Here is a 5,070-nt window from a genome sequence, read left to right as displayed (position 1 = left end):
CGCAGTGCTGCTCGCCGCCGGCTCCGCGGTGGCGGTGCTTGGGCCGGGGCGGCCGACGGCCTGGCGGGTGGGTGCGCTCGCCGCGGTCGGTGTGCTGACCGGCGTCGGCCTGGGCCGGGACGACGACCGCACCGCGTTTCGCACCGCGATGGCCGTCGCCGCGATCGACGTCGCGCTCGTCGTCGCCGCCGGCACCCGGTTGGCCTGACCGCCTCGCCCGCTCACGATGGGCCCGTCACTGGTTCACTCGTTCACCCGCCGAGGTAGGCGTACACCGATTGCCGATGTCTGACTGTTGTGTCATTGGCGTGCATTGATGGGGCCTACCGTTATTCTGGAAGCAGTTACCTCGCAGTCCGTGCAGGTGAGGCCGGCTCAGCCGCCGGCCGACGGATCCGACGCCCATCCCGGAGACCTGTGAACGCTCCCCCGATGCCGCGGCCCGCACCTCGCCGGCCCGCACCTCGCCGGCCCAGGAACGATCCCGCCCAGTACGACGACCTCGCCGACGAGTGGTGGGGGACGCACGGGCAGTTCGCCGCGCTGCGCTGGCTCGCGCAGGCCCGGGGGCGGCTCATCCCGGCTCCGCCGCACGCCGGCGCGCCGCTGCTCGATCTCGCCTGCGGTGCCGGGCTGCTGTCGGTGGCGCTCAGCGGGCGGCTCGCCGGGTGGCGCCATGTCGGTGTCGACCTGTCGGCGCCGGCGCTGCGCCAGGCCGTCGGCCACGGCGTCGCGGCGGTCCGGGCTGACGTGCATCACCTGCCGTTTCCCGGCGCGCGGTTCTCCTGCGTCGTCGCCGGCGAACTGTTCGAGCACCTCGACGATCTCGACGGCGTCTGCGCGGAGATCGGCCGGGTGCTCGCGCCGGGCGGCACCGTCGTCATCGACACGCTCGCGGACACCCTGTTCTGCCGGCTGGCCCTCGTCCGCATAGCCGAGCATCTGCCCGGCGGGCCGCCGCCGCGCCTGCACGACCCGAAGTTGCTCGTCTCGCCCGACCGCCTCGCCGACGCGCTCGGCCGCGCGGGCATCGAGATGACGGTCGTGGGCGGGCTACGACCGTCGATCGTCGACTACGTCCGGTGGCTGGCGCGCCATGCCGACACGGTCCGGATGCTGCCGACCGGGTCCACCGCCGGGGTCTACCAGGCAGTGGGCGTCCGATCCGCGACCGGAAAGGACTGCCCATGAACGCCCCGATTCCCTCGCCCCGCGCTCTCACCACTCACGACGACGTCAACGGTGCCGAGGTGGCCCACGGCGACAGCGACAGCGCCGCACTCGCCCGGGGTGCCGTCGGCGGCCTGGCCGCGCGGGCCGCGGATGCCGACCGGGACGGTGAGCTGCCCGCCGCCGACCTCGATGAGCTGCGCGGCGCCGGGTTGCTGGGGCTGCTCGTGCCGAAACGGCTCGGCGGGGCCGGCGGCGGCTTCGCCGACTGGGCGGATGCCGCGCGCGTGCTCGCCGCGGGCAGCGGCGCGACCGCGCTGGTGCTGAACATGCACACCTCGGTCGTGGGCGCGCTGGCCCGGACACCCGACGACCTCGCCCGGGCGATGGGCGCGCCGGAGTCGTTCTTCGCCGCCCGCGACCAGACGCTCGCGGACGCCGCGGCCGGGCGGTTCATCGCCGTCGCGATGAGCGAGCGGGGCGCCGGCTCGCGGCTGTCCGAGCTGCGGACGAGCTACCGAGCCGAGGGTGACGGCTACCGGATCACCGGCGCGAAGGCGTTCTGCTCGGGCGCGTCGCACGCGGAGGTCTTCTTCGTCGCCGCCCGCGCCGCCGAAGCCGACCCGTCCGCGCCGGCGACGGTCAGCCACTTCCTCGTTCCGCGCGGCCCGGGAGTGAGCGTCGAACCGAACTGGGACACCCTCGGCATGCGCGGCACCGGCAGCCACGACGTGCACCTCGACGTGTGGGTACCGGCGGACGCGCTGGTCGGGGGTGTCGCCGGGCTGAGCCTGCTGGTTGCGCAGGTCATGCCGCAGTGGCTCGTTGCCTCCTACGCCGCCGTCTACGCCGGCGTCGGGCGGGCCGTTTTCGATGCCGGGATCACCCATGCCCGCGGTCGCGGCGGCACCGGGCTGGCACGCGGCCTCGCCGGGCTGCCCGCCGTGCGCGCCCGGTTCGGCCAGGCCGACGCCAGTCTCGCCGCCCTCGATGCCGTCGTCGACGAGTGCGCCCGCCGCGTCGACGCCGACCCCGGGTCGCCGTCGACGAACCAGTGGGTGTGGCGGGCGAAGCTGCTCGCCGGACGCACCGCGCAGGACGTCGCCGCCTCGATCGTCGAGGCGTGCGGGACGTCGGTGACCCGCCGCGGGCATCCGCTGGAGCGGCTGTACCGCGACGCCCGGTGCGGCTCGCTGCAGCCCGCGACCAGCGACGTCTGCGCGGATTGGCTGGGCATCGCCGCGCTCGGCGGCGACCCGGAGGCCGACGCGGACGTGGCTCGGTGGTGACCGCCGCCGTCATCGCCGGCGTGGGTTCGGCCTTCCCCGACGTCCACGACCAGCAGGAACTGTGGGACGACTACTTCACGCACCGGTATCGGGGTGACGCGCTGTCCCGGCGGCTGTTCCTCGGCTCCGGCGTGCGAACCCGCCACGGCGTGGTGGATCCGCGCCGCGAGGACGTCAGCGACTGGTCGACGGCGGCCCGGATGCGCCGCTACCTCGACGAGGCTCCGCCGCTGGGTCACCGGGCCGCGGCCGAGGCGCTGGCCGACGCCGGGATCAGCGCCGCCGACCTGGGGCTGTTCGTCGTCGTGTCCTGCACGGGATACGCGACGCCGGGCCTGGACATCCGGCTCGCCCGCGAGCTCGGCATGGCGCCGTCGGTGCGCCGGCTGCTCGTCGGCCACATGGGCTGCTACGCCGCATTCCCCGGGCTGGGCGCGGCGGCCGACTTCGTCCGGGCCCGCGGGCTGCCCGCGCTCGTGCTCTGCGTGGAGCTGACCTCGCTGCACCTCCAGCCCGCGCAGGAGCACCGCGACCTGGAGCAGGTCGTCGCGCACGCGCTGTTCGGCGACGCCGCCGCCGCGGTCGTCGTCCTCCCCGACGCCGCCCGCGGCCTGGAGGTCCTCGACACCACCGCGGCGACCGCGCCCGCGAGCGAGGACCTGATGAGCTGGCACGTCACCGACCACGGCTTCCGGATGGGCCTGTCGCCGCGGGTGCCCGACGTGCTCGCCAAGCACATCGAGGAGGCGACGGGGTCGCTGCTCGCGCCGACCGGCACGGACCGCACCGACGTCGGCGGGTGGGCCGTGCACCCCGGCGGCCCGCGCATCATCGACGTCGTCGAGGAACGCCTGGGCCTCACCCCCGCGCTGACCGCGGCGACCCGCGCCGTCCTCGACACCCGGGGCAACTGCTCGTCCGGCACCGTCCTGCTCGTCCTCGACCAGCTCCGCCGCGGCCTCGCCCCCGACGCGACCGTCGTCGCGATGGCCTTCGGCCCCGGCCTCACCCTCTGCCTGGCGCTGCTACGCGCCCGATGACCGCTGATGGTCGTCTTCGCGGCGGGACGAGGATTCGGCATACCGGGTTCATCCACCGACATTCCGGCTAGCATTTCCGAGAACGAGTGAGACTGCTTCGTTCCCTGCCGCGCCGCGGATTGTCCCGGGGGTATCGCCCACAATGCTCGAACTTCCGCTTTCCGCCGCGTCGGCGGCCAAGCCGGCCGAGTCGTCGCCGGGTCGGCGGCCCCGGCTGCGCGACGTCACCCGGGGTCGGGGCGTGCTGGAGGGTGCCGTGGAGGTTCTCGACGCGCTTTCGCGGTTCGAGGCGGTGGGGCTCTCGGACCTCGCCCGGCTGATCGAGCTGCCGAAGACGACCGTCCACCGGCTGCTCGAGCAGATGACCGCGTTGGACCTCGTCGACCGGACCGGCGACGGCGGTTACCGGATCGGCGCCGGACTGCGCCGGTTGGCGGCGCCGAACCGGGGCCTGCACGGCCTGGGCCGGATCGGTCAGGCGCCGGTCGTGTCGCTGAGCGCGAGCACCCGCTCGGCGATCACGTTGGTTGTCCTGCGGGAGCGGTCGATGATGGTGGCCGCCGTCGCCGCGCCCGAGCGGGGTATCGACCTGCGTGAGTCGCGGACCTCGTTTCGGCTCGACACCGCGGTGGGCCAGGTTCTGCTCGCCACGGCACCGGGGTCCGAGCCGCCACCGGCCATGTCGCCGCGCCAGTGGCAGCGGGCACGGACGCGCATCCAACGCGAGGGCGTCGCCTTCGACCGCCAGGATCTCGTCGACGGGGTCTGCTGCGCGGCGGTACCCGTGCGAAACCAGGACGGTGCGGTGGTGGCCGCACTGGCGTCCGTCATGATCGCCACGCAGATACCCGCCGGCCTGGTCGAACAGCTGCGGCATACCGCCACCCGGCTCGGTCGGCGGATCCCCGGCTCACCGACCGGGCCGGTGGCCTCCGTGGAGCGCCGCTAACTCCCGACCGTGGGCACTGGCGCCTCGGACCCGCGATCTCGTCGTATATCGTTACTCTCCGACGTTTGGGCGTCATTCATCGCGGCGGCGGGTGCGGGGAGCGGGCAGGTGCCTTTCACGTTGAGCCATCCGGCGGCGGTGCTGCCGTTGCGGCGGCTGGGTCTGCCGATGAGCGCGCTGGTCGTCGGGTCGATGGTGCCGGACATTCCGGTGTTCCTCGGCTGGCCGGGGGTCTACCGGTTCACCCACAGCCCGCTCGGGGTGGCCAGCGCCGACCCGGTGCTGGCCATGGCCGCCCTCGCCGTCTGGTTCTGGCTGATCCGCGATGCCGTGGTCGACCTGAGCCCCGGGCTGGTCAGATCTCGGCTCGCGGCGCGGGCCCGGCCCACGCGACGCCAGTGGCTGCTCGCCCCGGCCGCGGCGGCGGTGGGGGCGATGACCCACGTCGGCTGGGATGCCTTCACCCATCACGATCGGTGGGGCGTGCGTCAGGTGCCGTGGCTGAGCGCCGACCATCGCGGCCTGGCAGGCCACGCCTGGCTCCAGTACGGGTCCAGCGTGGTCGGGTTCGCCGTCGTCGGCGCGGCCGGGCGCCTGCTGGCGTCTGTAAACACTCGGCGGC

The 5,070-nt window shown here is 74.4% G+C and carries 5 protein-coding genes and 1 pseudogene; all 6 read left to right on the top strand.

Annotation, left to right across the window (positions count from 1 at the left end; translation table 11 throughout):
* A pseudogene (locus MXD58_RS19655) lies at positions 1 to 208 on the top strand (UbiA family prenyltransferase); the annotation flags it as partial.
* 209 nt (positions 209 to 417) lie between these two features.
* Positions 418 to 1,191: a class I SAM-dependent methyltransferase gene (locus MXD58_RS19650; RefSeq protein WP_248840602.1), complete on the top strand. Its 774-nt coding sequence runs from the start codon at positions 418 to 420 to the stop codon at positions 1,189 to 1,191.
* On the top strand, positions 1,188 to 2,459 hold the full coding sequence (locus tag MXD58_RS19645) for an acyl-CoA dehydrogenase family protein (RefSeq protein WP_248840601.1): 1,272 nt from the start codon (positions 1,188 to 1,190) through the stop codon (positions 2,457 to 2,459). The genes MXD58_RS19650 and MXD58_RS19645 overlap by 4 nt, the downstream gene beginning before the upstream one ends.
* Entirely contained in the window at positions 2,453 to 3,499 is a 1,047-nt protein-coding gene (locus tag MXD58_RS19640) for a type III polyketide synthase (protein ID WP_248840600.1), read from the top strand. Before MXD58_RS19645 ends, MXD58_RS19640 begins: the two co-directional genes overlap by 7 nt.
* 142 nt (positions 3,500 to 3,641) lie before the next feature.
* Positions 3,642 to 4,448, top strand: coding sequence for an IclR family transcriptional regulator (locus tag MXD58_RS19635; RefSeq protein ID WP_248840599.1), 807 nt, complete (start codon positions 3,642 to 3,644; stop codon positions 4,446 to 4,448).
* A 108-nt stretch (positions 4,449 to 4,556) separates the two neighbouring features.
* Positions 4,557 to 5,070, top strand: a 514-nt coding sequence (locus MXD58_RS19630) for a DUF4184 family protein (protein WP_250609697.1), incomplete at its 3' end; no start/stop codon positions are given.

The organism is Frankia sp. AgKG'84/4 (assembly GCF_023242965.2).
Taxonomy (GTDB): Bacteria; Actinomycetota; Actinomycetes; order Frankiales; family Frankiaceae; genus Frankia.
The sequence above is the reverse complement of the archived record's forward strand: the minus strand, read 5'-3'. Positions and strand labels throughout refer to the sequence as shown.

Bases quoted from the DNA above. Each gene is read 5' to 3' on its own strand.
- MXD58_RS19645 (WP_248840601.1), top strand. From the start codon at position 1,188: ATGAACGCCCCGATTCCCTCGCCCCGCGCTCTCACCACTCACGACGAC.
- MXD58_RS19635 (WP_248840599.1), top strand. From the start codon at position 3,642: ATGCTCGAACTTCCGCTTTCCGCCGCGTCGGCGGCCAAGCCGGCCGAG.